The sequence below is a fragment of the Micromonospora sp. CPCC 206171 genome, assembly GCF_036906755.1.
Lineage (GTDB): Bacteria > Actinomycetota > Actinomycetes > Mycobacteriales > Micromonosporaceae > Micromonospora > Micromonospora purpureochromogenes.
In genome coordinates, this window is record NZ_JBAKHT010000003.1 from 226,773 (window position 1) to 251,110 (window position 24,338).

At 72.9% G+C, this 24,338-nt stretch carries 22 protein-coding genes; 11 read left to right on the forward strand and 11 right to left on the reverse strand.

The annotated features are described in order from the left end of the window. The first annotated feature begins 105 nt into the window (after positions 1-105). From mycP to V6U89_RS06115, 3 genes are read left to right on the forward strand one after another with little or no spacing between them, the layout of a single operon-like run. Positions 106-1,251 (forward strand): type VII secretion-associated serine protease mycosin, encoded by a 1,146-nt coding sequence (gene mycP / locus V6U89_RS06105; RefSeq protein ID WP_442933872.1) that lies wholly within the window; start codon positions 106-108, stop codon positions 1,249-1,251. Positions 1,252-1,261: 10 nt separating this feature from the next. Further along, positions 1,262-1,918 (forward strand): Maf family protein, encoded by a 657-nt coding sequence (locus V6U89_RS06110; RefSeq protein WP_334569653.1) that lies wholly within the window; start codon positions 1,262-1,264, stop codon positions 1,916-1,918. A gap of 9 nt (positions 1,919-1,927) precedes the next feature. Continuing rightward, positions 1,928-2,581: an O-methyltransferase gene (locus V6U89_RS06115; RefSeq protein WP_334569654.1), complete on the forward strand. Its 654-nt coding sequence runs from the start codon at positions 1,928-1,930 to the stop codon at positions 2,579-2,581. A 136-nt stretch (positions 2,582-2,717) separates the two neighbouring features. Here V6U89_RS06115 and V6U89_RS06120 read toward each other — a convergent pair whose 3' ends face one another. The 4 genes from V6U89_RS06120 to V6U89_RS06135 all read right to left on the reverse strand — a co-directional run bounded on the left by V6U89_RS06120 (position 2,718) and on the right by V6U89_RS06135 (position 6,589). Beyond that, complete coding sequence (locus tag V6U89_RS06120; protein WP_334569655.1) at positions 2,718-4,058, reverse strand: MFS transporter; 1,341 nt, start codon at positions 4,056-4,058, stop codon at positions 2,718-2,720. Between the two features lie 58 nt (positions 4,059-4,116). Continuing rightward, positions 4,117-4,872 (reverse strand): ABC transporter permease, encoded by a 756-nt coding sequence (locus V6U89_RS06125; protein ID WP_334569656.1) that lies wholly within the window; start codon positions 4,870-4,872, stop codon positions 4,117-4,119. Positions 4,873-4,895: 23 nt separating this feature from the next. Continuing rightward, a complete protein-coding gene (locus V6U89_RS06130; RefSeq protein WP_334569657.1) occupies positions 4,896-5,855 on the reverse strand; it encodes an ATP-binding cassette domain-containing protein in 960 nt (319 codons plus the stop codon). Positions 5,856-5,977: 122 nt separating this feature from the next. After that, positions 5,978-6,589 carry a PadR family transcriptional regulator gene (locus V6U89_RS06135; protein ID WP_334569833.1) on the reverse strand — a complete coding sequence of 204 codons (612 nt, stop codon included), beginning with the start codon at positions 6,587-6,589 and terminating at the stop codon, positions 5,978-5,980. 148 nt (positions 6,590-6,737) lie between these two features. Between V6U89_RS06135 and V6U89_RS06140 the strand changes: the two genes are divergently transcribed. Further along, a complete protein-coding gene (locus V6U89_RS06140) occupies positions 6,738-8,489 on the forward strand; it encodes an acetyl/propionyl/methylcrotonyl-CoA carboxylase subunit alpha (RefSeq protein WP_334569658.1) in 1,752 nt (583 codons plus the stop codon). Positions 8,490-8,679: 190 nt separating this feature from the next. After that, the gene (locus tag V6U89_RS06145) at positions 8,680-10,119 is read left to right on the forward strand and encodes a GuaB1 family IMP dehydrogenase-related protein (RefSeq protein ID WP_334569659.1); all 1,440 of its coding nucleotides are present in this window, start codon (positions 8,680-8,682) and stop codon (positions 10,117-10,119) included. A gap of 114 nt (positions 10,120-10,233) precedes the next feature. Here V6U89_RS06145 and V6U89_RS06150 read toward each other — a convergent pair whose 3' ends face one another. Then, a complete protein-coding gene (locus tag V6U89_RS06150) occupies positions 10,234-10,779 on the reverse strand; it encodes a TetR/AcrR family transcriptional regulator (RefSeq protein WP_334569660.1) in 546 nt (181 codons plus the stop codon). Between the two features lie 91 nt (positions 10,780-10,870). Between V6U89_RS06150 and V6U89_RS06155 the strand changes: the two genes are divergently transcribed. From V6U89_RS06155 to V6U89_RS06165, 3 genes are all read left to right on the forward strand, one after another. Continuing rightward, positions 10,871-11,392: a MarR family winged helix-turn-helix transcriptional regulator gene (locus V6U89_RS06155; protein ID WP_334569834.1), complete on the forward strand. Its 522-nt coding sequence runs from the start codon at positions 10,871-10,873 to the stop codon at positions 11,390-11,392. Continuing rightward, positions 11,386-13,119 (forward strand): ABC transporter ATP-binding protein, encoded by a 1,734-nt coding sequence (locus tag V6U89_RS06160; protein ID WP_334569661.1) that lies wholly within the window; start codon positions 11,386-11,388, stop codon positions 13,117-13,119. The genes V6U89_RS06155 and V6U89_RS06160 overlap by 7 nt, the downstream gene beginning before the upstream one ends. A gap of 125 nt (positions 13,120-13,244) precedes the next feature. Next, positions 13,245-15,188, forward strand: a complete 1,944-nt coding sequence (locus tag V6U89_RS06165; protein ID WP_442933878.1) for an ABC transporter ATP-binding protein — start codon at positions 13,245-13,247, stop codon at positions 15,186-15,188. Between the two features lie 5 nt (positions 15,189-15,193). On the opposite strand, the gene thrS is transcribed toward V6U89_RS06165, so the two are convergent. After that, a complete protein-coding gene (gene thrS / locus V6U89_RS06170) occupies positions 15,194-16,435 on the reverse strand; it encodes a threonine--tRNA ligase (RefSeq protein ID WP_334569662.1) in 1,242 nt (413 codons plus the stop codon). Between the two features lie 526 nt (positions 16,436-16,961). Between thrS and V6U89_RS06175 the strand changes: the two genes are divergently transcribed. Continuing rightward, complete coding sequence (locus V6U89_RS06175; RefSeq protein WP_334569663.1) at positions 16,962-17,567, forward strand: DedA family protein; 606 nt, start codon at positions 16,962-16,964, stop codon at positions 17,565-17,567. A 478-nt stretch (positions 17,568-18,045) separates the two neighbouring features. Further along, positions 18,046-18,708 (forward strand): DUF998 domain-containing protein, encoded by a 663-nt coding sequence (locus V6U89_RS06180; RefSeq protein ID WP_334569664.1) that lies wholly within the window; start codon positions 18,046-18,048, stop codon positions 18,706-18,708. Here the strand turns inward: V6U89_RS06180 and V6U89_RS06185 are convergent. Beyond that, complete coding sequence (locus tag V6U89_RS06185) at positions 18,686-20,089, reverse strand: NAD(P)H-quinone dehydrogenase (protein WP_334569665.1); 1,404 nt, start codon at positions 20,087-20,089, stop codon at positions 18,686-18,688. The genes V6U89_RS06180 and V6U89_RS06185 overlap by 23 nt on opposite strands. A gap of 106 nt (positions 20,090-20,195) precedes the next feature. Between V6U89_RS06185 and V6U89_RS06190 the strand changes: the two genes are divergently transcribed. Further along, positions 20,196-20,651 carry a gamma-glutamylcyclotransferase gene (locus V6U89_RS06190; protein WP_154939618.1) on the forward strand — a complete coding sequence of 152 codons (456 nt, stop codon included), beginning with the start codon at positions 20,196-20,198 and terminating at the stop codon, positions 20,649-20,651. A gap of 72 nt (positions 20,652-20,723) precedes the next feature. Here the strand turns inward: V6U89_RS06190 and V6U89_RS06195 are convergent, their stop codons facing one another. The 4 genes from V6U89_RS06195 to V6U89_RS06210 all read right to left on the reverse strand — a co-directional run bounded on the left by V6U89_RS06195 (position 20,724) and on the right by V6U89_RS06210 (position 24,220). Continuing rightward, positions 20,724-21,686, reverse strand: a complete 963-nt coding sequence (locus tag V6U89_RS06195) for a GNAT family N-acetyltransferase (protein ID WP_334569666.1) — start codon at positions 21,684-21,686, stop codon at positions 20,724-20,726. A 177-nt stretch (positions 21,687-21,863) separates the two neighbouring features. Then, positions 21,864-22,613 carry an SCO6745 family protein gene (locus V6U89_RS06200; protein WP_334569837.1) on the reverse strand — a complete coding sequence of 250 codons (750 nt, stop codon included), beginning with the start codon at positions 22,611-22,613 and terminating at the stop codon, positions 21,864-21,866. Between the two features lie 31 nt (positions 22,614-22,644). Continuing rightward, positions 22,645-23,586, reverse strand: coding sequence for a hypothetical protein (locus V6U89_RS06205; RefSeq protein WP_334569667.1), 942 nt, complete (start codon positions 23,584-23,586; stop codon positions 22,645-22,647). Positions 23,587-23,590: 4 nt separating this feature from the next. Then, positions 23,591-24,220, reverse strand: a complete 630-nt coding sequence (locus V6U89_RS06210) for an MBL fold metallo-hydrolase (protein ID WP_334569668.1) — start codon at positions 24,218-24,220, stop codon at positions 23,591-23,593. Positions 24,221-24,338 lie beyond the last annotated feature (118 nt).

Consider the following 24,338-nt stretch of genomic DNA (forward strand, 5'->3'; position numbering starts at 1 on the left):
GGATCCCGATAATCCTTGGGAGACGGACGAGGGTGTAAATCCCATAGTCCGCCCGCCAAAGGACGGGCCCATCGACCCTGGACCCGCCATCGGATTTGGTCTTTAATGGGTTCATCTGCACCGATCTTGCTCACAATATTCGCCCTCTCCTCGACATTGTTAACCGCTGTGCCACTCCATGCGAAGGAGCCGGAGGGGGCTGACCGCGTCCGTGGTGACCAGTGGCACCTGCGCTACTTAGAAGTGCCGAAGGTTCAAAGAATTAGTCAGGGCGAGGGCGTGGTGGTGGCAGTGCCCGACACCGGCGTCGCTCCCCATGCGGACCTAGACGGCAACGTTTTGCCTGGCACCGATATCTTTTCAGGCGGATACGGGGACGGCCGCCGAGATCAGGACAGCCACGGCACGGGCATGGCAGGATTGATCGCCGCTCACGGCAATGGCGACCGCGGCGCGCTGGGAATCGCACCCAAGGCGAAGATTCTGCCGGTGCGCGTTAAGCGAATTAACGAACAAGGTAACAGCGATGATTTGGCGGCCGGGATCGAGTATTCGGTCGCCCATGGGGCGGAAGTAATTAGCATTTCCTCGGTCAGTGGACCAGACTTAAGATTACAGCAGGCCGTCGAGACCGCACTCAGAGCGAACATCATCGTGGTTGCCGGAGCGGGGAATCGACCAAGGGAACGCGAGGTAGGCTTCCCCGCCGCCTATCCCGGTGTCATCGCAGTAGGCGGAACAGATAGAAGGGGCACCCACGCCACCGTGTCTGTAGACGGGCCTCAAATCGATGTCGTTGCTCCTGCCGTCGACATTTACAGCACCAGCATCAACGGCAAGTACCGCAAGGGCACCGGGACGTCGGACGCCACCGCGATCGTCGCCGGGGCTGCTGCTTTGATCCGATCCAAGTACCCCTACCTTCCGGCGCAAGAAGTGGCACACCGCCTCACTGCCACCGCCGTCGACAAGGGACCGCCCGGCCGGGATGACGAATACGGGTATGGAGTCATCAACCTGGTAGCTGCCCTGACGGCAGACGTACCGCCACTCGGGTTCGAGTCGACTGCGCCGAGTGAACCCTCCGGCCTCAGCCCGACCACCGCAGCGGCCAACCCCAGCAGTGACAGCGGAGACGGGACCGTCCGTGGACTCGCGACCTTGGGCGCAATCGTGGCAGCAAGCGGCGGTTACCTGCTCTGGCGGCGCCGCCGACGTGCCGACGATCCGCCACCGAGGATCAGCCGGTAGCGTCGGAATCGTGCCGAACTCCCTGCCACTGCGCCTCGTGCTCGCCAGCCAGAGTCCCGCCCGTCGCAAGCTCCTCCAAGCCGCCGGGATCGAACCCGACGTGTTGGTGAGCGGCGTCGACGAGTCCCAGGTGGTAGCCGATCGGGCGGAGGATCTCTGCCTGGAGCTTGCCCGTCTCAAGGCGCTCGCGGTGCTCGACCGGCTGCGCGCCACCCCGGACGAGCGGACGCTGGTGCTCGGCTGCGACTCGGTGCTGGCCTTCGACGGGGAGATCCTGGGCAAGCCGGCGGACGCCGCCGACGCCACGAACCGCTGGCGACGGATGCGCGGGCGCAGCGGGGTGCTGCACACCGGGCACTGCCTGATCGACGTGACGCACGAGGCGCGAGCGGAGGCGGTCGCGTCCACGGTCGTGCACTTCGCCGACATCAGCGACGAGGAGATCGCCGCGTACGTGGCGACGGGCGAGCCGCTGGCGGTGGCCGGGGCCTTCACCATCGACGGGTTGGGTGGGGCGTTCCTGACCGGCATCGAGGGTGACCCGGGCACGGTGGTGGGGCTGTCCCTGCCGCTGCTGCGTCGGCTCCTCGGCGAGTTGGAGCTGAGCATCACGGACCTGTGGACGAAGGTCGCGCCGGGGGGCCAGGAGGTCGAAAATCTCGGCTAGCGTCCGTTCATGACCACCAAGCCGTTGCCGCTGACTCCGGAACTGCACGCCTACCTCGTCGCCCACGGCTCGCCGCCGGACGAGATCATCCGAGACCTGGCCGAGGAGACAATGGCCACCCTCCCCGATCAGGCGACGATGCAGGTGGCGCCGGAGCAGGCCGCGTTCCTGACCTTCCTCACCCGGCTGCTCGGCGTGCGGCAGGCGGTGGAGGTGGGCACCTTCACCGGGCTCTCCTCGCTGGCGATCGCCCGGGGGCTGCCCGAGGACGGCCGGCTGACCTGCTTCGACATCTCCGAGGAGTACACCGGCATCGCCCGGCGGTACTGGGAGCGCGCGGGCGTCGCCGACCGGATCGAGCTGCGCATCGGCCCGGCCGGGGAGACGCTGCGTGAGCTGCCCCTGGAGCGGCACCTCGACTTCGCCTTCATCGACGCGGACAAGACGGGTTACCCGGTCTACTGGGACGAGCTGGTGCCCCGGATGCGCCCGGGTGCGGTCATCGCGGTGGACAACACGCTGCGCGGGGGCCGGGTGCTCGCCCCGCAGAACGCCGACGACCGCGCGATCGCCGCCTTCAACGACGAGGTACTGGCCGACGTGCGCGTTGAGGCGGTCATGCTCCCCATCGCCGACGGCGTGACCCTCGCCCGGGTCCGCTGACGCGGTTTGCGGCGTGTTGGGGTCTCGAGCCGCCCCGACACCGCAACACGCCGCAAACCGCGCCGCACCAAACCGCGCCGCCGGGCGGGCGCGGCGCGCGCGGAGGGCGGGCGTGGGGTGGCTGCCGGGCGGAGTGTCAGGCGCCGACCAGGGCTGGGGCGCGGTCGTCGTCCGTCGGCGCGGCGCGTAGGGCGCGGCCGAGTCGCACGGTCAGCAGCAGGGCGCCGGCGATGAAGGCGGGCAGCAGCAGGAAGGCCAGGTGCGGTCCGACCCCGTCGGCCACCGCGCCGAGCGCCACCGGCGCGATCCCGAAGCCCACCCCCATCGAGTACGCGGACCAGCCGGCCGCCTTGTCGGCGGCCGGCCCGGCGACGGCCAGCGCGATCGAGATCGCGAGGGGGTAGTGCAGCGCGTTGCCGAGTCCCAGCACCACCAGGCCGGTGACGGCGAGCCAGCCGACGGGGGCGAGCCAGAACAGGGCGAACCCGGCCAGCGAGACGGTCAGCGCGCCGAGCAGCAGCGGGGCGGGCGGCCAGCGCAGCGCGAACCGGCCGCCGGCCAGCCGGCCGAGGAACATGCCGCAGACGATCGCGGCGACGGCGGCCGAGGCGGAGGCGGCGGTCATCCCGGCGTGCGAACGGAGCACGTCGGCGGTCCAGAGCGACAGGCAGACCTCGATCGAGCCGGTCACCGACATCAGCACCCAGGCGATCCAGTACGCCCGGGGCAGCCGCCCGGCCGCGGCACGGCCGCTCACCGGTACCGGGGCGTCGTCGGCCCGGGCCCCACCGGTGGGTGCCGCCGAGGCGGTCACCCCGACGGGGACGTCGTCGGCCCGCCGCACACCGGCGGGCGCCGCCGCCTCGGCGGTCACGCCGACGGGGTCGGCGGCAGCCGCGGCAGCGGGGGCGGCCTGCGGCGGGCGTACCCGGGAGAGGCGGCCGGCGAGCGCGACCAGCGCGATCAGCCCGACCTCGACGGCCATCACGGGTCGCCAGCCGAAGCCGGCGTCGACACTGGCGCCGATGACCAACGGGGCGAGGATGCCCATGCCGGCGCAGACGGCGTTGGCCTCGGTGAGCGCGGCCGGCGCGGCGGGGCCGTGCCGGGTGGTGAGGACGACGGCGACGCCGCTGACCACGATCATGCCGGCGGTGGCCACGGCGGCGACCGCGGCGAGGGTCGCGGGCAGCGGGCGGAGCAGGCCGAACGCGGTGACGCCGGCGGCGACCCCGGCGAGCCCGGCCCAGATCGCCCCGGCCCGGCCGCTCCGCCGGGCCAGCGGGGCGAAGAGCGCCCCGCCGAGCAGCGCGCCGACGGCGATGGCGGTGCTGTGCAGGCCGGCGACGGCGGCGCTGGTGCCCTGCTCGTCGCGGAGCAGCGGCACGACGGGGCCGAACCCGTAGAGGAAGAAGCCCCACAACCCCAGCTGGGCGTAGGTCAGCCAGGTGGTCCTGTCATGGGTGAGGCGGGGCACCGGCCTTACGCTACAAGCGCCTGGCCGGTGCCCCGCCGCTGGTGAGAGGCAGCTCTCGTCAGCGGACGCTGCGGGCGAACTGCCGGGCGGCCCAGATGACGCCGGCGACGGCGAGCACCGCGGTGATGGTCAGCCCCTGCCACACCTTGTCGTTGCCCAGGTCCCCGGCGAAGAGCGCCCGAGTACCGTCGACCGCCCAGGAGAACGGGTTCCAGTCGGCGATGCCCTGGAGCCAGCCGGGGGCGAAGGTGAGCGGCAGCAGGATGCCGGAGAGCAGCAGCACCGGCTGGGCGACGGTGTTCATCAGCGGGGCGAGCGCGTCCTCGCTCTTGACCTTGAGCGCGACACCGTACGAGACGGCCGAGGTCATCAGCGCGATCAGGGCGAGAATCAGGTACGCCAGCAGCAGGTCGCCGATGAAGACGCGCAGGTCGAACAGGAGCGCGAGCAGGGTGATGATGACCGCCTGCACGAGCAGCGAGACCACGTCCCGCAGGGACCGGCCGAGCAGCAGAGCCAGTCGGCTCACCGGGGTGACCCGGGAGCGTTCGATGACCCCGGCGCGCAGCTCGGCGATCAGGCCGAAGCCCTGGAACAGGCCGCCGAAGATGGCCAGCAGCACCAGCAGGCCGGGTACGAAGATCTTGTAGGCGGCGGCCTGGGTGGGCGCGTTCAGGGCCGGCTTGAGCAGAGGGGCGAAGAGCAGCAGGTACATCACCGGCTGGAAGACGCCGACGAAGACCCAGACCGGGTTGCGCAGCAGCAGCTGGATCTGGCGCTGGAAGATGAGCCAGGTGTCGCGGGCGAGTTTCATGACGATTCTCCTGTGGTGGATGCTCAGGACTCGCGCAGCGAGCGGCCGGTCTTGGTGAGGAAGACGTCGTCGAGGCTGGGGCGGTGCAGCTCGATCGACGAGAGCGTGAGCCCGGCGTTGTCGAGCCGGCGGAGGATCTGCGGGATGGCGGTGGCGCCCTCGTCGACGTAGAGGCGCAGGCCGCCCTCGTCGGCGGTCTCCAGCTTGTTGACGAACTCCTCGCCGTCGAGCACCTGCGCGGCCTGCGGCGTGCTGGCCACGTCGAGGCCGACCAGCACCACGTCGCCGGAGATCTCCCGCTTCAGCTCGGCCGGGGTCCCCTCGGCGACCACCTCGCCGTGATCCATGATCGCGATCCGGTCGCAGAGCGCGTCCGCCTCGTCGAGGTAGTGCGTGGTGATGAAGACGGTCATGCCCTCGGTGCGCAGCCGGCGGATCTCGTCCCACATGTGTGCGCGGCTCTGCGGGTCGAGGCCGGTGGTCGGCTCGTCCAGGAAGACGATCTTCGGCTCGTGGATGATGCCGAGAGCGATCTCCACCCGGCGCCGCTGACCGCCGGAGTACGTCTTGCACTTGCGGTCGGCGTACTCGGTGAGCTGGAAGGCGTCGAGGGCGCGGGCGGCGCGGCGGTGCGCCTCGGCCTTGGCGATGCCGTACATGCGGGCGTGCAGCACCAGCTCCTCGCGGGCGGTGGACTCGTCCCAGGTGCTGCCGCCCTGGGCGACGTAGCCGATCCGGCGGCGCACCTCGGCCGGGTCCTTGCGCAGGTCGGCGCCGGCGATGGTGGCCTCGCCGCCGTCGGGCTCGATGAGCGTGGCGAGCATCCGCAGGGTGGTGGTCTTGCCGGCGCCGTTGGGGCCGAGGAAGCCGAAGATCTCGCCCTCGGCGACCTTGAGGTTCACCCCCCGTACGGCGTCGACCGTCTTCGTCTCCCGACCGGCGCGGGAGCGGAAGGACTTCCGCAGCCCCCTGGTCTCGATCATGTCTGCTCCTGGTCGTCCGGGCCGGACGCGCCGGCCGCCTGTCCCCCGGGGCCGCCAGAAGGCGCGCTCCCCCGTGGTGCGCGAGAAGGCTAACGCGATATAGCTCTTGTGGTCAACGTTGATTATTCCGTGTTCGCGTCGCGGGACGGCGCGCCGTCGGTCCACCCCGGCCAGCCCTCCGCCCCGGCGAGTCCAGCAGGCAGGTACGACACCCCGGACTCGATCCGCTCGGCGATCCGGTCGCACCAGGCCACCTCCGCCTCGGCGCGGGCCGCCCAGAGCTCGAACATCCAGGCCACGTGCACCGGCTTGGTGTTGCGCATCCAGTCGGAGTCCAACGAGGCACGCATCGACTCGACACCGGCGCGCAGCAGGTTCGCCCGGTTCCGCAGCGCGGCGGCGGCCTCCTCGCGGGGCATCGCGGGCAGGAACGAGAACGCCGCGACGAACGGGTCCGGCGTCTCGTGCAACTGCCACCACAGGCCGCGCAGCAGCGTCTCGAACTCGTCCTCCCCCTTCGGCGTCACCTCGTAGGTGGTCCGGGCCGGGCGGGCGCCGACCTGCTCGGTCGCCACCTCGCGCAGCAGCCCCTCCTCGGTCAGCTTGCGCAGGGCGTGGTAGATCGATCCGGGTTGCACGTTGGCCCACCGATCGGCGTTCCAGCTCAGCAGCTCGCGGCGCACGTCGTAGCCGTGTACCGGTTGCATCCACCGGACCAGGCCGAGAATCATCATCCGAGTCGCAGACACCGCACAAGCGTAATAAACAAGTTTGACTAGGGTGCGGCCGGAACAGTGCGCCATCCCACACTGAGCGATCGTTAGGGCCATCAGAGTGACCGATACACTCCCGGTCAACGACCTCCCGGGAGGAGCCTTCAAGGTGCGCAAGGTACTCATCGCCAACCGCGGCGAGATCGCCGTCCGCGTCATCCGCGCCTGCCGCGACGCCGGCCTGGGCAGCGTCGCCGTCTACGCGGACTCGGACCGGGACGCCCTGCACGCCACGCTGGCGGACGAGGCGTACGCCCTCGGCGGCGACACCGCGGCCGAGACGTACCTGCGGATCGACAAGCTGATCGACGTCGCCGGCCGGTCCGGCGCCGACGCCGTGCACCCCGGCTACGGCTTCCTCTCCGAGAACGCCGACTTCGCCCAGGCCGTCATCGACGCCGGGCTGACCTGGATCGGTCCCACCCCGCAGGCGATCCGCGACCTCGGCGACAAGGTGACCGCCCGGCACATCGCCCAGCGCGCCGGCGCGCCCCTGGTCCCCGGCACCCCGGACCCGGTCGGCAACGCCGACGAGGTGATGGCGTTCGCCGTCGACCACGGCCTGCCGGTCGCCATCAAGGCGGCCTTCGGCGGCGGTGGGCGCGGCCTCAAGGTGGCCCGCACCATGGAGGAGATCCCGCACCTGTTCGAGTCGGCCACCCGCGAGGCGGTCGCCGCGTTCGGCCGGGGCGAGTGCTTCGTCGAGCGGTACCTGGACAAGCCCCGGCACGTCGAGGCGCAGGTCCTCGCCGACCAGCACGGCAACGTGATCGTGGTCGGCACCCGGGACTGCTCGCTGCAGCGCCGGCACCAGAAGCTGGTCGAGGAGGCCCCGGCGCCGTTCCTCACCGCCGCGCAGCGCACCCAGATCCACGAGAGCGCCAAGGCGATCTGCCGGGAGGCCGGCTACCACGGCGCCGGCACCGTGGAATACCTGGTCGGCGCGGACGGCACCATCTCCTTCCTGGAGGTCAACACCCGGCTCCAGGTCGAGCACCCGGTCACCGAGGAGACCGCCGGCGTCGACCTGGTCCGCGAGCAGTTCCGGATCGCCGACGGCGAGAAGCTGCGGTTCTCCGAGGACCCGACCCCGCGCGGGCACTCCATCGAGTTCCGGATCAACGGCGAGGACCCGGGCCGCAACTTCCTGCCCGCCCCGGGCACCATCACCGCCCTGCGCCTGCCCACCGGGCCGGGCGTGCGGGTGGACACCGGCGTCTCGGCCGGCGACGTGATCGGCGGCAACTTCGACTCGCTGCTCGCCAAGGTCATCATCAGCGGCGAGACCCGGGCCGAGGCGATCGAGCGGGCCCGCCGGGCACTGGACGAGATGGTCGTCGAGGGCATGGCCACCGCGCTGCCGTTCCACCGGCTGGTCGTCCGGGACGAGGCGTTCACCACCGAGCCGTTCACCGTGCACACCCGGTGGATCGAGACCGAGTTCGACAACACCGTGCCGCCGTTCACCGCCGCCGCCGGCGCCGCCGAGGCGCCGGCCGGTCGCGAGACCGTCGTGGTCGAGGTGGCGGGCAAGCGGCTGGAGGTCAGCCTCCCCGCCGGCCTCGGCGCGGGTACGACCAGCGCCGCGCCCGCCGCTCGCAAGCCGGCCCGCCGGGGCGGCGGCGCCAAGGCCGGCGCGGCGGTCAGCGGCGACGCGCTCGCCTCCCCGATGCAGGGCACCATCGTCAAGATCGCCGTGGCGGACGGGGACACCGTCGCCGAAGGTGACCTGGTGGTGGTGCTGGAGGCGATGAAGATGGAGCAGCCGCTGCACGCCCACAAGGCCGGTACGGTCAGCGGGCTGTCGGCCGAGGTCGGCGCGGTGATCACCGCCGGCGCGGCCATCTGCACCATCGCCTGATCCGGTCGGCACGGCCCATCTCCGGTGCGCCGGGGCGCAACACCACTGTGAGCGATATGCCTGGGAGTCATATTCATGCCTCTCAGGCATATCGCTGACCAGCCATCTGCCCGGTCGCGCGGCGGCCCGGCGGGGGTGGTTTGGGACACCAGCGGCGGCGGACAGGGCCGCGAGCAGGAATGATGGCCGGGTGCGGTTCCTTCATGGCGCGGTCCCCGCGCACGACCTGACCTACAACGACGTCTTCATGGCGCCGGCCCGCTCCGAGGTGGGCTCGCGACTCGACGTCGACCTGGCCACCGGCGACGGCACGGGCACCACCATCCCGCTGGTGGTCTCCAACATGACGGCGGTCTCCGGCCGCCGGATGGCGGAGACCGTCGCCCGGCGCGGCGCGATCGCGGTCATCCCGCAGGACATCCCGATCGAGGTGGTGGCCAACGTCGTCGCCTGGGTCAAGCAGCGGCACCTGGTGCACGACACGCCCATCACGCTCGGCCCGACCGACACCGTCGGCGACGCCATCCACCTGCTGCCGAAGCGGTCGCACGGCGCGGTGATCGTGGTCGACGAGGCGGGCCGCCCGCTCGGCGTGGTCACCGAGGCGGACACCGTCGGCGTGGACCGCTTCGCCCAGCTGCGGCACGTCATGTCGACCGAGCTGCACACCGTGCCGGCGGACGCGGACCCGCGTACCGGCTTCGACCGGCTCTCGGCCGGGCGGCGCCGGCTGGCTCCGGTGGTGGACGACGACGGCCGGCTGATCGGCGTGCTGACCCGGCAGGGCGCGCTGCGCGCCACCCTCTACCGGCCGGCCGTTGACGACCGGGGCCGGCTGCGCGTCGCCGCCGCCGTCGGCATCAACGGCGACGTGACCGGCAAGGCCGAGGCGCTGCTGGCCGCCGGGGTGGACACCCTGGTGGTGGACACCGCGCACGGCCACCAGGAGCGGATGATCTCCGCGCTGCGGGCGGTACGCAAGCTCGACCCCGCCGTGCCGGTGGCGGCCGGCAACGTGGTCACCGCCGAGGGCGTACGCGACCTGGTGGAGGCGGGGGCCGACATCGTCAAGGTCGGCGTCGGTCCGGGTGCCATGTGCACCACCCGGATGATGACCGGCGTGGGCCGGCCACAGTTCTCCGCCGTGCTCGACTGCGCGGCCGCGGCCCGGGCGCTGGGCCGGCACGTCTGGGCGGACGGCGGCGTGCGGCACCCCCGCGACGTGGCGCTGGCGCTCGCCGCCGGGGCCTCCAACGTGATGATCGGATCGTGGTTCGCCGGCACCTACGAGTCCCCCGGCGACCTCTACACCGAGCCCGACGGCCGGCGGTACAAGGAGAGCTTCGGCATGGCCTCGGCGCGGGCGGTCAGCGCGCGTACCGCCGAGGACAGCGCCTTCGACCGGGCCCGCAAGGCGGTCTTCGAGGAGGGCATCTCCTCGGCCCGGATGTACCTGGACCCGACCCGGCCCGGCGTCGAGGACCTGATCGACGAGATCATCGCCGGGGTGCGCAGCGCCTTCACCTACGCGGGCGCCCGCAACCTGGACGAGTTCCACGAGCGCGCGCTGGTCGGCGTGCAGAGCACGGCCGGCTACACCGAGGGCATGCCGCTGCCCACCAGCTGGTGACCACCCCGCCCGACGCGGGCGGTCGACCTCGTTCGCGGCGAGTCGCGATGTCCGGTTGGTGGGACACCGCGACTCGCCGCAGCCGGGGTGGCTCACCCCGGGCGGCGGTCGCGGTCACTCGAAGAGGCGGCGGATGACCGCGCGGGCGGTCTGCTCCGGGTCCCGGCCGGCCTCGGGCGGCAGGGCGCCGGCCAGCCAGAGGGTGGCGAACCCGTGCCCGATCGACCAGGCGGCCAGGGCGTCCCGGTCGGGCGCGGCGGCGGGCAGGGCGGCCAGCTCGCCGGGGAGCACCGCCCGGATCCGGTCCCGGGCGGCCCGCACCTCGGCGTCGTCGCCCCGGTAGAGGTCCGGCTGGAACATCACCTCGAAGTGGGCCCGGTGGTCGACGGCGAACCGGACGTAGGCCACCCCGACCTCCACCAGGTCGTCGCCGGCCCCGCGCAGCTCGTCGGCGAGACGGTCGTACCCCTCGACGGCGAGCGCGGTGAGCAGACCGGCCTTGTCGCCGAAGTGGTGGGCCGGGGCGGCGTGTGACACGCCGGCGCGGCGGGCGAGGTCACGCAGGCTCAGCGCGGCCGGGCCGGACTCCTCGATCGCCTGGACCGCCGCGTCGAGCAGGGCCCGCCGCAGGTCGCCGTGGTGGTAGCCGCGCGTCGTCATGCCGGGCAGCATAACTTGCCAACGACAAGATGCAGTGTCGGATATTAGTTTGGCCCCTGACGATCCGGGGGCTAACGTCAGCGCCGTGCACATGGAACCCCTGGCCCGATTCCCGGACGCGCTGTGCAGCGTGCCGATGGGGCGGCTGGTCTCGGTCGCCGGCCATCTGATCGACCAGCGCTGGGGGCGCTATCTGTCCGAACACCACGGCCTCTCGCCCGCCGGGATGCGGGTGCTGTTCACCCTGTCCCACACCGGCGCAACCACCCACCGGGACGTCGCCGAGCGCTGCTTCGTCCGGCCCGCCACCCTCACCGGGATCGTCGACACCCTGGAGCGCGACGGCTTCGTCGAGCGGCACCGGGCCGGCACCGACCGCCGTACGGTGCAGCTCGCCCTGACCGACAAGGGACGCGAGCACGTGCAGGCCCTCTTCGATCTGATCCACAGCGACACCCCGCTGACCTCCGTCGACGCCGACCCGGCGAAGAAGGCGGTGATCCGCGAGTTCCTGACCGAGTTGATTGTGACCATGTCCGACGGGGAGGACACCCGGTTGAACCCGGCAGACCAGGAACCCGACGAGGCGAGACCGGGAGGTCGCCCGTGCTGATCCGCCTACTGCGCGATCACCTGCGCCCGTACCGCCGGCCGCTGGCCGGTGTGGTGCTGCTCCAGTTCGTCGGCACGATGGCCTCGCTCTACCTGCCGAGCCTCAACGCCGACATCATCGACCAGGGCGTGGCCCGGGGCGACACCGACTACATCATGCGTACCGGCGGGTGGATGCTGCTGGTCAGCCTGGTCCAGATCGCCTGCTCGGTGGCCGCCGTCTACCTCGGCGCGCGGACCGCGATGGCCTTCGGCCGGGATGCCCGGGCCGCCGTCTTCGCGCAGGTCAACCGCTTCTCGGCCCGGGAGGTCGCCCGGTTCGGCGCACCCTCGCTGATCACCCGCAACACCAACGACGTGCAGCAGGTGCAGATGCTCGTGCTGATGAGCTGCACCATGCTGGTCGCCGCGCCGATCATGAGCGTCGGCGGCGTGGTGATGGCGCTCCGGGAGGACCTGGGACTGTCCTGGCTGATGCTGGTCAGCGTGCCGGTGCTGGCGATCGCGCTGGGCCTGGTCGTCCGGCGGATGGTGCCGGGCTTCCGGGAGATGCAGACCCGGATCGACACGGTCAACCGGGTGCTGCGCGAGCAGATCACCGGCATCCGGGTGATCCGGGCGTTCGTCCGCGAGCCGTACGAGACGGACCGGTTCGGCGTCGCCAACGCCGACCTCACCGCGACGGCGCTGCGGGTCGGCCGACTGATGGCCCTGATCTTCCCGGTGATCATGCTGGTGCTCAACGTCTCCAGCGTCGCGGTGCTCTGGTTCGGCGCGCAGCGGGTCGACGCCGGCCAGATGCAGGTCGGCGCGCTGACCGCGTTCCTGCAGTACCTGATGCAGATCCTGATGGCCGTCATGATGGCCACCTTCATGCTGATGATGGTGCCGCGCGCGGCAGTGTGCGCCGAGCGGATCGTCGAGGTGCTGGACACCGAGTCGTCGGTGGTGCCGCCGGCCGATCCGTTGATCGCGATGACCAGGCGCGCCGAGCTGGAGCTTCGCCGCGTCGCCTTCCAGTACCCCGGGGCGAGCGCTCCGGTGCTGCACGACATCTCGTTGCGGGTCGGACCGGGCCAGACCACCGCCATCATCGGGTCCACCGGCGCCGGCAAGACCACCCTGCTCACCCTGATCCCCCGGCTGGTCGACCCGACCGCCGGCGCGGTGCTGGTCGACGGGGTGGACGTACGGCTGCTGGAACCGAACGAGGTGTGGCGCCGGATCGGGCTGGTGCCGCAGCGGCCGTACCTGTTCAGCGGAACGATCGCCAGCAACCTCCGGTACGGCAACCCGGACGCCACCGACGAGGAGCTGTGGCAGGCGCTGGAGATCGCCCAGGCGCGGGACTTCGTGGCCGAGATGCCGGGCGGGCTGGACGCCCCGATCGCCCAGGGCGGCACGAACGTCTCCGGCGGTCAGCGGCAGCGGCTGGCGATCGCCCGGGCACTGGTCCGCCAGCCGGAGATCTACCTCTTCGACGACTCGTTCTCGGCGTTGGACCTGGGCACCGACGCCCGGCTGCGGGCGGCGCTGCGGCCGGTCACCGCGGACGCGGCCGTGGTGATCGTGGCCCAGCGGGTCTCCACGATCGTCGACGCCGACCAGATCATCGTGCTCGAGGACGGCGGCGTCGTCGGCAGGGGACGACACGAGGAACTGCTGGTGAGCTGCCCGACGTACGCCGAGATCGTCGCGTCCCAGCAGACGGCGGAGGTGCCGGCGTGAGCGAGCCCGACGAGCGGACCACGCCGGCCGGTGACGGCCGGGCGCCCGTACTTGAGCAGAAGGTCCCGGAGGCACGGACGCCGAAGCGGCTGCCCCCCGGCGGCCAGCGCGGCGGCCCGCCGTGGATGGGCGCCGCGATGCCGGCCGAGAAGTCGATGAACTTCGGTCCGTCGGCCCGGCGCCTGCTCGGTCGGCTGCGGCCGCACCGGCTCCAGCTGGCCGCGGTGATCACGCTCGCCGTGGCGAGCATCGGGCTCAGCGTCATCGGGCCGAAGCTCCTCGGCCACGCCACCGACCTGATCTTCAACGGGGTGATCGGTCGGCAACTGCCCGATGGGACCAGCACGGAGCAGGCCGCGGCGGCGGCCCGGGCCGCCGGCAACGACAACTTCGCCGACATGCTCGCCCGGATGGACGTGGTGCCGGGCGCGGGGATCGACTTCACCGCCCTCGGCCGGGTGCTCGTCCTGGCCCTGGCGCTCTACCTGGCGGCCAGTGTGCTGATCTGGTGGCAGGGGTGGCTGCTCAACGGGGTGGTGCAGCGGACCGTGCTGCGGCTGCGCGCCGAGGTGGAGGAGAAGCTCCACCGGCTGCCCCTGCCCTACTTCGACCGGCAGCCCCGGGGCGAACTGCTCAGCCGGGTCACCAACGACATCGACAACATCTCGCAGACCCTCTCGCAGACGCTCAGCCAGCTGCTCACCTCGCTGCTGACCGTCGTCGGCGTGCTGGCCATGATGTTCTGGATCTCGCCGCTGCTGGCGTTGGTGGCGCTGGTCGCGGTGCCGCTGTCGGTGATCGTGACCCAGCGGATCGCCAAGCGGTCACAGCGGAAGTTCATCGCCCAGTGGCGGCACACCGGCGAGCTGAACGGTCAGATCGAGGAGGCGTACACCGGCCACGAGCTGGTCAAGGTCTTCGGTCGGCAGCACGAGGTGGAAGCCGCCTTCCACGCGAAGAACGAGGAGCTGTTCCGCGCCAGCTTCGGCGCTCAGTTCATCTCCGGGATCATCATGCCGGCGATGATGTTCGTCGGGAACCTCAGCTACGTCGCGATCGCCGTGGTCGGCGGGCTGCGGGTGGCGTCCGGCTCGATGAGCCTCGGCGACGTGCAGGCGTTCATCCAGTACTCGCGGCAGTTCACCCAGCCGCTCACCCAGGTCGCCTCGATGGCCAACCTGCTCCAGTCCGGGGTGGCCTCCGCCGAGCGGGTCTTCGCGGTGCTCGACGCCGAGGAGCAGAGCCAGGACAGGGTCGCGCCGCCCCGGGTCACCGGCCGGGTCGAGTTCGCACACGTCTCCTTCCGGTACGACCCGGAAAAGCCGCTGATCGACGACCTGTCGCTGGTCGCCGAGCCGGGTCACACCGTGGCGATCGTCGGCCCGACCGGTGCCGGCAAGACCACCCTGGTCAATCTGATCATGCGCTTCTACGAGCTGGACGCGGGCTGGATCACCCTTGACGGGGTGGACATCACCGCCATGCCGCGGGACGAGCTGCGCAGCCGGATCGGCATGGTGCTCCAGGACACCTGGCTCTTCGGCGGCACCATCCGGGACAACATCGCCTACGGCCGGCCGGACGCGACCGAGGAGGAGATCCTGGCCGCCGCCCGGGCGACCTTCGTGGACCGCTTCGTGCGCAGCCTCCCGAACGGGTACGACACCGTCATCGACGAGGAGGGCAACAACGTCAGCGCCGGCGAGAAGCAGCTGATCACGATCGCCCGGGCGTTCCTGGCCGAGCCGTCGCTGCTGATCCTGGACGAGGCCACCAGCTCGGTGGACACCCGCACGGAGGTGCTGCTCCAACGGGCGATGGCGGCGCTCCGCTCGGACCGGACCAGCTTCGTCATCGCGCACCGGCTCTCCACCATCCGCGACGCCGACCTGATCCTGATGATGGAGCACGGCCGGATCGTCGAGCAGGGCACCCATGAGCAGTTGCTGGCCGCGAAGGGGGCGTACCACCGGCTGTACCGGTCGCAGTTCGTCGGCGCGCTGGTGGACGACGAGGACAAGGGAACGGCCCCCCGGACCCCGTCGGTCCAGGGGGCGCTCTCCTCATGACCGGCTCAGGCGGCGGCCGGCAGCAGGTCGGGCGAGCGGGCGGCGACCACCGCCCCGACCAGCCCCAGCGCGTCCCCGACGGGCATCGGGGCCAACCCTCGGCCGTCGCGCAGGCGCAGCGAGACCGACCCGTCGGCCGCCTCCCGGGCGCCCACCACCCCGACGTACGGCACCCGGCGGTGGGCGGCGTCACGGATCCGGGCACCGAGCGAGCCGCTGGCGTCGACCTCGGCCCGCAGCCCGGCGGCGACCGCCCGGCGGGCGAGTTCGGCCGCCGCACCCGCCTGCCCGGCGTCGACCGGCAGCAGTACCAGCTGCACCGGGGCGTACCAGGGCGGGAAGGCGCCCTGGTGCACCTCGATCAGGTAGGCGAAGAGCCGTTCCATGCTGCCGACCAGGCTGCGGTGCACCATCACCGGCCGCCGTCGGGCGCCGGACGCGTCGGTGTACGACAGGTCGAACCGCTCCGGCTTGTCGAAGTCGAGCTGGACGGTGGAGAGGGTGGACTCCCGGCCGGCGGCGTCGACGATCTGAATGTCGATCTTCGGGCCGTAGAAGGCGGCCTCGCCCGGGGCCTCGGTGAAGTCGACCCCGTCGAGCGCCGCGCGCAGCAGGTCCTCGGCCCGCGCCCACTGGGCGTCGTCGCCGACGTACTTCTCCCCCGGCCCGCGCAGCGACAGCCGGAACCCGGCCGGGCGGACGCCGAGCGCGGCGTGCGCCTCGCGGATCAGCCGCAGGATCTCCCGCACCTCCTCGGCGACCTGCTCCAGGGCGCAGAAGTTGTGCGCGTCGTTGAGCGAGATGGCGCGGACCCGGGACAGGCCGCCCAGCACGCCCGACCGCTCCGCCCGGTACATCCCGCCCAGCTCGGCGATGCGCAGCGGCAGCTCCCGGTAGGAGCGGCCGCGCGCCCGGTAGACCAGCGCGTGGTGCGGGCAGAGCGCCGGCCGCAGCACGAACTCGTCGTCGGCGCTGAGCGGCAGCGGCGGGAACATGTCGTCGGCGAAGTAGCCGAGGTGCCCGGAGAGCGCGAACAGCTCCCGTCTGCCCAGCGGCGGCGAGTAGACGTGCTGGTAGCCGGCCCGTCGTTCCAGCTCGCGGACGTACTCCTCGACCGCGTGCCGGGCGGCGGCACCGGCCGGCAGCCAGATCGGCAGCCCGGCGCCGGCGAGCGGGTCGGAGACGAACAGGTCCAGCTCCCGGCCGAGCCTGCGGTGGTCGATCATGTCGCTCTCCTCGCGGGTCATGACCCGGGAGCGGCCTCGCCACGGACGCCGCGAGGCCCCGGGGCGGATCGCCCCGGGGCCTCGTCGACGTCGAACGTCAGTGCGGCGCGCCGGGGTTTCCCGGCGTCGTGGTCACCACCGCGCTGCGCATGCTCCGACGGTACGGTCCCGGCGCGCGGCGGTGCCAGTACATTTCCGGCGCGCGCCGCCGGCCGCCCGGATGGGCGTCGGGGCGAACCGAGAAAAGGGGCGGGCCGCCGGCACGGGACCTGCCGGCGACCCGCGGCGGCCGGCTCGTCAGGAACGGGGGGCCCGACGCGCGTGTGGCCGCGCGCCGACAACGGTACGCCGAGGAGCGGGGATCCGCCGTCCGCATCCCGCCCGGATTCGACCCGTTCCGCCCGTCACCCCCGACCGAACTACGTCGTTGTACCCAAGTGGCCCTGTCGTGTCCACCGTCACCGCCGGCCGGGCCTGTCCCCGGTGACGGCGGACACGCCGTCAGGCTCGGGGAATCTGATCGGCCTTGACCGGCGAGGTGGCAGTCGTGCTCGAACTTCTCACTGACGTCGCCTCGCCGACGTGGGCGTACGTCGTGCTGCTCGGCCTGCTGATCGCCGACGCGTTCGTACCGGTCATCCCGACCCAGGTCATAATGATCACCAGCGGCGCGCTGACCGTCTACGGCGGGCTCAGCCTGCCGGTGACCATCGGCGTCGGCGCGCTCGGCGTCTTCGCCGGTGACCTGGCCTGCTACCTGCTCGGCCGCAGCGCCCCCGACCGGCGCGCGCCCCGGCACGCCGAGCCGAGCCGGGCCCGCCGGATGGCCGGCCGGGTGACCCAGGGGCTGCGCCAGCCAGGTCCGCTGGTCATCCTGCTGTGCCGGTTCGTGCCCGGCGGCCGGATGGCGGCCTGCTTCTCCGCCGGCCGCAGCCGGTACCCCTACCGGCTCTTCCTCTTCTACGAGGGCGCCGCGGCGACCGGTTGGGCGGCCTACGGCGGCCTGGTCGGCCACCTCGGCGGCACGGCGCTGACCGAGTCGGCCTGGCGGCTGGCGCTGATCGCGGCCGCGGCGGCGGCCGGGTTCGCGGCGGCGGGTTGGGCGATGACGCTGGTCGGTGCCCGCACCCGCGGCGAGGTACCCGTCGACTGACGCCCGCCCCTCGGCGTCCGTCACGGCGCGGCGCCCGTCACCATGCGCGTCCGTCAAGGCGCGCTTCCCGGCACGACCCGGCGCCCGTCAAGGCGCGCTTCCCGGCACGACCGGCGCCCGTCACGGCGCGATGCCCGGCACGACCCGACGCCCGTCCCGACCCGATGCCCGGCACGACCCGGCGCCCGGCACCACCCGACGCCCGGCACGACCCGACGCCCGTCCCGACCCGACGCCCGGCACGACCCGGCGCCCGGCACGACGAGGGCACCCCTTCCGGCGCTACCGATCTGATGACGTCAACGGATCGCGCGGCGTGAGTCGTTGGTGTCATCAAGTCCCTAGCGTTCAGCGGTGGGGTGGCCCTCCCCACCGGCGGGCCGTCGCCCACCGGCACCGCACTAGGGGTGGACCCGGGCCGCGATCTCGGTGGGCGTCCCCGATCCGTTTCGGGTCGCTCCGGCGACAGGCTTGCGGCATGCCCACGACCCGGAACCTCGGCCTGGTGGCCCTCGGCGCGATCGCCCTGGCGGCGTTGCTCACCGTCATCGGCCACCTGGAGGTGAACGACGACCTGAACCCCTGGTCGCTGACCGTCAGCGACTTCGCCGTGTCCGACCGGGGCGGCGTGATCGACGTGGCGATGGTGGCGCTCGCGGTCGCCGCCGCCGTGCTGGTCCCCGCCCTGCGTCGCGTCCGCCGGTCCCGGACCGTCGGCGAGCTGCCGCTCGCCGCCGCGGCCGGCGGGCTGCTGCTGGCCGCGGTGGTGCCCACGAACGAGCCCGGCCTGCCCATGGACGCCGCCGCCTACCTGCACCGGTACGCGTCCGTGGTGACGTTCGTGGCGCTGCCGGTGGGCGGCTGGCTGCTCGCCCGGCGGGACGAGCTGCCCGGGACCGCGCGCTGGCTGCGCGCCCTGGCACTGGTCAGCCTCGCGCTCGCCGGGGCCATGATCTGGTCGGCCTATCCGGGCGACCGGCTGCTGATCGGGCTCGCCGAGCGGCTGCTGATCCTGGTCGAGGTGGGGCTGCTCGCGGTCGTCGCCACCGCCCTGGTCCGCCGGGATGGCCGGGGACCGGGGAGCGCCGGGCCGGCGGGCCGGCCCGGCGACCCGGGACTCACTCCAGCTCGTGGAGCATGAGCTGGCGGGCGGCCTCGGTGATCGACCCGGACAGCGACGGGTAGATCGTGATGGTCTGGGCCAGCTCGTTGACGGTGAGGTTGTTCTCCACCGCCATGGTGATCGGCAGGATCAGCTCGCTCGCCTTGGGCGCCACCACGACGCCGCCGACCACCTGGCCGCTGGCCGGGCGGCAGAACAGCTTCACGAAGCCGTCGGCCAGGTCGTCCATCTTCGCCCGGGCGTTGCCCGACAGCGGCAGCATCACCTGGCGAGCGGGCACCTTGCCGGCGTCCACCTCGTCCTGGGAGACGCCGACCGTGGCCAACTCCGGGTCGGTGAAGACGTTCGCCGCCACGGTACGCAGCCGCAGCGGCCGGACCGCCTCGCCGAGCGCGTGCCACATCGCGATCCGACCCTGCATCGCGGCGACGCTGGCCAGCGGCAGCACTCCCGTGCAGTCGCCGGCCGCGTAGATGCCGGGGACGTTGGTGCGCGAGACCCGGTCGACGGTGACGTAACCGCCCCGGGCCAACTCGACGCCGTACTCCGCCAGCCCCAGGTCGGCGGTGTTGGGGATCGAGCCGACGGCGATCAGCGCGTGCGAGCCGGACACGAGCCGGCCGTCGGAGAGCTGCACCTCGACGCCGTCGTCGGTGCGGCGGACCGCGTCCGCCCGGGAGTTGTTGAGGATGCTCATGCCCCGGTTGCGGAACACCCGCTCGATGGCCATCGCCGCGTCGGCGTCCTCGTGCGGCATCACCCGGTCCCGGCTGGAGACGAGGGTGACCTGGACGCCCATCGCCAGGTAGGCGCTGGCGAACTCGGCGCCGGTGACGCCGGAGCCGACCACGATCAGGTGCTCGGGCAGCTCGGACAGGTCGTACACCTGCCGCCAGGTCAGGATCCGCTCGCCGTCGGGCACGGCGGTGGGCAGCTGGCGCGGAGTGGCGCCGGTGGCGACCAGGACGGTCGACGCGGCGATCGACTGCTCGTCGCCGCCGTCGGCCGGGGTGACGATCACCCGGTGGGTGTGACCGAGCGTGTCCTCGCCCAGCCGGGCGGTCCCGGCCACGAAGGTCACCCCGGCCTTGACCAGCTTGGTGTGGATGTCGTCGGACTGGGCCAGGGCGAGCCGCTTGACCCGCTCGTGGACCGCGCGGGCGTCGACGGTGACCGCCTCCAGCCCGTCGGAGTGCACCCCGAACTCCTCGGTGTCCCGGTAGCCGGTGACCACCTGGGAGCTGGCGATGAACGTCTTCGACGGGACACAGTCGGAGAGCACGCAGGCGCCGCCGGCCCCCTCGGCCTCCACGACGGTGACGTCGGCGTCCAGTTGCGCGGCGACCAGCGCCGCCTCGTAGCCGGCCGGTCCCCCGCCGATGATCACGATCCGGCTCACAGCGCACGCCCCTCGTCGATGTTCACAGTGACTTTCTTCTCCCGAACGTGTCCGACACGCACCGTCGTATTCTCCCCCACCCGCCCGCCGGGCTATCGTCATCGCCGTGCGTCACTACGCCGCCTACGGCTCAAACCTGGACCCCGCCCGGATGCGCGCCTACTGTCCGCATTCGCCGATGGTGGGCACCGGCTGGCTGGAGGGCTGGCGGCTGACCTTCGCGGGCGAGGACGTGATCGGCTGGGAGGGCTCCGTCAGCACCGTCGTCGAGTCCCCGGGCGACCGGGTCTTCGTGGCGCTGTACGACATCCACCCGTACGACGCCGCGCAGCTCGACGAGATCGAGGGCGTGACCGCCGGCACGTACCGCAAGCTGCACGTCCGCGTCTCGACCCTGGACGGCGACGTCACCGCGTGGGTCTACGTCTTCGACGGGTACGAGGGCGGCCTGCCGACCTCCTGGTACCTGTCGGAGATCGCGAACGCGGCCGAGAAGGCGGGCGCGCCGGACGACTACGTCACCGAGCTGCGGTCCCGCCCCACCGGCACCGCGTCGGCGTAGCGCGTATCGCACGCCTCCAGTCTGCTCCCGACGCCACGGACCGTCACCGCCGGCCCCGGGCGGCGTAGCCCATCACACACCGGCGGCGGGGACGATCCGCTCGTACATGTCGGTCCAGCGCACCTCGGCCAGCCCCACCGAGCGGTAGAGGGTCACCGGGGCGGTCGGGTTGGTCAGGTCCACGCCGAGCCCGGCGGCGGCGCGGCCCTTGGAGGCGTAGACCGTGAAGGCCCGCCACAGCAGCGCCGCCCCCACCCCGCGCCGCCGGTACGCGGGCAGCACCGACAGCGTGCGGACCCAGCCCATGTCCTGATCCAGTGCCTGGTCGGAGGATTGCAGCGCGCCGGCCGGCTCGCCGTGGACCTCGGCCACGAACCACTCGTCCCAGACCTTGCCGGACGCCGGGATCTGCTCCCGCCAGCGGTCGAAGCCGACCGGCTCGTAGTCCGGGGTGTCCCGGAAGGCGGTGTCGAAGATCCGGTGAAAGAGGCGCAGGTCCGCCTCGTCGTCGGCGCGCAGCGGGCGGACGGTCACCCCGGGCGGGGGCGGCGGCTCGGCGGGGAGCCCGGCCAGCGAGCGGGTCATCCGCACGTACCGCTTGATCCGGGTGAAGCCGGCGTCGGCCAGCTCCGCCGCCCAACGGGTCTCCGGCGGGAAGACGGTGGACCGGACGGTCAGCGCGGGCAGCTCCCGCTCGGCGGCCCGCTCGGCGACCCGGTCGAGCATCCGGGCCAGCAGCGGGGCGCGCAGGTCCGCGCCGCGCTCCGGGTCGACGTAGACCTCGACGAAGTCGCGGCCCACCCCGGTCGGGTTGTCCACCGCCGTCCAGGCGACGACCGTCCCGTCGGGGTCGGTGACCAGCCAGGAGTCGCGGGCGGGGTCGAAGAAGGGGGCGGTCAGCGCGGCCCGGACGTCCTCGGCGTCGAAGTCCGGGTAACCGACGGCGAAGGTGTCGGCGGCGTGCACCACGGCGAGGATGGCGGGAACGTCGTCGAGGGTGGGGCGGCGGGGGGTCCAACCGGCGGGAAGCGTCACGGCGCGATCCTGGCAGGGCGGGCGGGTCCGACGCCGCCGGTTTTTTCACCGCCGTGATCCACTCGCTTTGCGGCGTGTCGGGGTGTCCGACTCGCACGACACCCCCACCCGCCGCAAACGGAGTCGACCCCCGGCCCGGGGTCGACCGCCCGTCCGAGGCCCAGAGACCGGCGGCGGTCAGCGCGCCGGGGTGCCGGCCAGCAGGGCCCGGGTGGCGGTGAGCAGCTCCACCAGCTCCGGGCCCTCCCCGGGGCGCAGGGTGCGGAAGGCGGTGGAGGTCAACCGGTCGGTCATCGTCTCGGCCCAGAGCCGCCGCCGCACCAGCGGACCGACCGGCGGGTACGGCGGCGACCAGCCGCAGGCCGACGCACCGGCCTCGCCCTCCGGCCCGGCGAGCACCGCCTCCAGCGGGGTCATCCCGGCCGCCCGCACCGCCAGCAGGTACGCCCCGGTGAAGTGCTCGCGGAGCAGCAGCAGCGCCACCGCCGCGCGGGCGCCGGCGGCGTGCTGCGGCACCGGCATCGCCCGCCAGGCGGCGAAGAGCGGCATCCCGGTGGCGTCCGCGGCGGCGACCACCCGCTCCAGCAGCACGGCCAGCCGGGGCATCCCGGGCAGGTCGTCCAGGTGCTGGGCGCCCCAGCGGCAGCACTCGGCGAGGTTGGCGTTGGCCACCTCCAACGGACGGACCACCCGGGCGGCGGCGTCCCAGCCGTCGGCGACCGCGTCCGGGGCGATGAAGCCGACCGCGGCGGCGACGGTCTCCGCGCGGACGTCGCCGAGCGCGCCGGCCCGCCCGGTGATGTAGAAGGCCCAGCCGGAGATGCCCAGCAGCCGCGCCCGGCGCAGCGTCCCCGGGCAGCGGCTGAACAGCTCGCCCAGTTCGAGCACGGCGGGCTTGCTGGCGGCTGCCACCTGTTCCGGCGTCATCCCGACCGCCCGCTGCACGCATCCATCGTGCTCAGTGTGCCTCGCCGTCGCCGGTGGCGACATCCTCCTCTTCGGCGTCCAGCGCCTCGATCGCCGCCTCCACCTCACCGGTGCGGCGACGCGCGGCGGTGAGCGACCGTTCGGCGGCCCGGCGGGCCAGTTTGGACCGGCTCAGCTCCTGCTCGGCGGCGGCCCGACGACGCTCCAGTTCGGCCAGTTCGACCTCGATCTCCTCGAGCGCGGCGCCGCCGTCCCGCTCGGCCGCCGCCGCGCCGTCCAGCTCCTTCTCCGCCCGCCCCTGTTCGGTACGCGCCGACGCCAGCTCCCGTTCCAGCGCCCGGCGCCGGTTCGCGCGCTCGGCCCGGGCGGCCCGCTCCGCCGCCCGCTCGTCGCGCGCCCGACGCTCCCCGGCCCGCTCCGCCGCCCGGTCCGGTGCCCGAGGCGGCTCCTCCGCCCCGCCGGTGACCAGCCGCAGCTGCGGCCGGGGCACCTCGCCGAAGCCGGCGTAGTGGACGGCCCGCAGCAGGGTGCCGGCACGGACCTGCTCGGCCACCTCGGCATCGGCGAGCGCCGCGTTGAGGGTGGCCTCCACCTCGCCCAGCGGCAGCTTCCCGACCGACGGGGCGTCCGGGGTGCGGGCCGCGATCCGGCGCACCTCGGCGACCAGCGCGGCGACGACCGCGCGCCGCTGGGCGGAGAGTTCGCGCAGCTTCGGCCCCTTCAGGTCCCGCTGGGCGGTGCGCAACGCGTCGGCGAGCTGGCCCAGGTCGGCGACCAGCTCGGGGCGTTCGAGGGCGAGCAGGTTGACCAGCCAGGCCGCCACGGTGGGGCGCTTGAGCCGGGCGATCTGGCGGGCGCCGGCGGCGTCCCCGGCCCGGCGGGCCTCGGCGACGGCGGCGTCCCGGGCGGCGACGAACCGGTCCGGGGGCGTGCGGTAGAGCCGCTGGACCAGGTCGGAGGGGAGCGCGGGCACGGCTTCAGGCGTCGATCCGGGTGCCCGGTTCCAGCCGCCGGTAGTCCGTCCCGGACAGGGCCGTGTACTGCCGGTCGAGCACGGCGAACCCGTTGTCGTTGAGCAGCCCGTCGTGCAGGGCGTACGCGCGGCGCGGCGCGACCGCCCGGATGAAGTCGACCACCTCGGAGAACTTCGACCAGGGCGCGTGGATCGGCGCGAAGAGGGTGTCCACCTGCACGTCGTCCGGCACGAACAGCGCGTCCCCCGGGTGGTAGACGACGTCGTTGAACAGGTACCCGATGTTCTCCACGACCGGGATGTCGGGGTGGATGACGGCGTGCCGGCCGCCGTGGGCGCGGACCGCCACGCCGGCGGCGGTGAACGTCTCCCCGGGGGCGACCACAGTCAGCGCCGCCGCGGCGTCACCCAGGACGCCGGCGAGCGAGGCCGGGCCGTGGACGGTGAACGGGCGGCGCTCCAGCGCCCGGGTCAGCGCCTCGGCGTCCACGTGGTCCGGATGCTCGTGGGTGATCAGCACCGCGTCCACCCCGTCCAGCGCCGCCGGCTCGCTGAGCACCCCGGGGTCGACGACGAGCACTCCCCCGTCGTGCTCCAGCCGGAGGCAGGAGTGGGCGTACTTGGTGAGTTGCATACGTGACTCCTCGATTATCGAATCGTGACGTCCTCAGCGCAGTCTGCCGGAACCGGCGCGGTGTCGCGTCGCGTCCGAGCTATCGCCCCGGGACCGGGGTAGTCAGAGGACGGAGCGG